General features: G+C 74.7%; 2 protein-coding genes. Both read left to right on the top strand.

The features are described from left to right. Positions 1–131: 131 nt before the first annotated feature. Positions 132–815, top strand: coding sequence for a TetR/AcrR family transcriptional regulator (locus tag ACFRAR_RS38720; protein ID WP_380705136.1), 684 nt, complete (start codon positions 132–134; stop codon positions 813–815). 211 nt (positions 816–1,026) lie between these two features. Then, entirely contained in the window at positions 1,027–1,542 is a 516-nt protein-coding gene (locus ACFRAR_RS38715; protein WP_380705134.1) for a universal stress protein, read from the top strand. Positions 1,543–1,875 lie beyond the last annotated feature (333 nt).

The raw sequence follows: 1,875 nt of genomic DNA, 5'->3' as shown, positions 1-1,875 counted from the left end.
GCCCGCCGGGGCCGCCGCCGTGCGGCCCCCTCCCGACCGGCCTGCCCCGCATCTCGCCGACCCCGCAGCGCAGTTGAGCACCCGCTGCTCCGTGTCGGATGCAACCGGCCGGCACTTGCTAGGGTCGGGTCATGGCACCACCGAGCAGCGCGAACCCCCCGGGGCGGCTCCGGCGAGACGCGCAGCGCAACCGCGACCTGCTGCTCGCCGCCGCCCGCGACATGTTCTCCCAACACGGCCTGGACGTGCCGCTGGACCAGATCGCCAAGGAGGCGGGCGTCGGCAACGCCACCCTCTACCGGCACTTCCCGACCCGCGAGGCGCTGATCGGCGAGGTGTTCGCGGACGCCGGGGTCGGCCTGGCCGACGCCGGGCAGGAGGCGCTCGCCGCCGAGGACGCCTGGAGCGGTCTCGAACGGTACTTCGGGCGGATCTTCGAGCTGGTCGCCGCGGACCGGGGCATCAACGACCTCGTCACCCAGGCCATCCCGACCATCCCCGGCATGATCGAGATCAGCCGGCAGCACGCCACCACCGTCGGAGCCCTGATCGCCCGCGCCCAGGAGCAGGGCACCATGCGCCACGACGTGGTCACCATGGACCTGCTCTTCCTGCTCGGCCCGCTCTGCCGGGCCCTGCCCGCCGCCACCGAGCTGCGCCCCGACCTCTGGCGCCGCTACCTCGCCCTCCTGCTCGACGGCTTCCGCGCCCAGGCCACCCACCCGCTGCCGGTCCCGCCCATCGGGGAGGAGTACCTGGACCGGATGTTCGCCGACCTCTGGGAAGCGGACGCTCCGGAGCCGCCGAAGGCCTGAGCGCGCCTCGCTCACGCCGCGTCCGCACTCCGCCCGCACCCCGTCCCCGCCGCGTCAGGGACGCGTAGGGAACGCCCGGTTCCGCGTCAGAGCCGCGTCAACGAGCCGGGGCCGTACGGGTGCCGACCGCTTTGCTGTACCTGGACGTGGGACGGTGCGTGGACACCCGGACGGGCGGAGAGGCAGGGCAGGGGCCGTGGCGGACAGTGACGTGAGCGCGGACGAGGGCCGGATCGTGGTCGGCGTCAGCGGTTCGCTCGGCAGCCTCGCCGCGCTGCACCACGCGGTGGCCGAGGCCCGGCGGACGGACGTCGAGGTGCTCGCCGTACTCTGCTGGACCCCGCCCGGCGACGAGTACGGCTACCGCCGCACCCCGTGCCCGCCGGTGGTCGACGCCGGACGCGCCGCTGCCGTGGCCCGGCTGCGCCAGGCCCTCGACGAGGCGTTCGCCGGACGCCACGCCGGAGCGCGGCTGCGCTGCCAGACCGTCCGTGGCGAGACCGCCCACACCCTGGTGCGCTGCGCCGACCGGCCGGACGACGTGCTGGTGCTCGGTGCGGGCCGGGAGCGGGGCCGGTTCTCCCGGCTGATCCGGCCGTCGGTCACCGCCTACTGCGTCCGGCACGCGACCTGCCCGGTGCTGACCGTCCCGCGGCCCCCGTTGCAGCGGGACCTGGAGGCGCTGGAGCGCGGTCACGGGCTGCGCGACCTGGTCGCCGGGAACTGAGCCGGCGCCCTTTCCGGTCAGGGGGACCGCCCGCGGGGCGGGCGGCGGCGAGTCAGCGGGCGGTTGGACGTCCGACAGCCGTCCGTCCGCGTACGGAACGGTCTCCGGTCGCGTGGTCGTCATGCCGGGTTCGCCTCCGATTTGGTGGGTGATCACGGAGCTTGTACTGTTCTTCCTGTCGCGAGGGAGACGATCCCTCGTCAGGCGTCAGTGGTGCTACCAGAGCACGTCCTACTTTCAGTAGGGAGAGTCCGTGCGACCCGGGCCTGGCGCTCCAGAGTCGGAAGGGGTGGGGGGGCGGGCGATCGGCGGCCGGCCCCCGCCCCCGTACCC

Origin of the sequence: Kitasatospora sp. NPDC056651, assembly GCF_042792155.1 — a bacterium.
Lineage (GTDB): Bacteria > Actinomycetota > Actinomycetes > Streptomycetales > Streptomycetaceae > Kitasatospora.
Note: the sequence above shows the minus strand (reverse complement) of the source record. Positions and strands in the feature narration are given on the sequence as shown.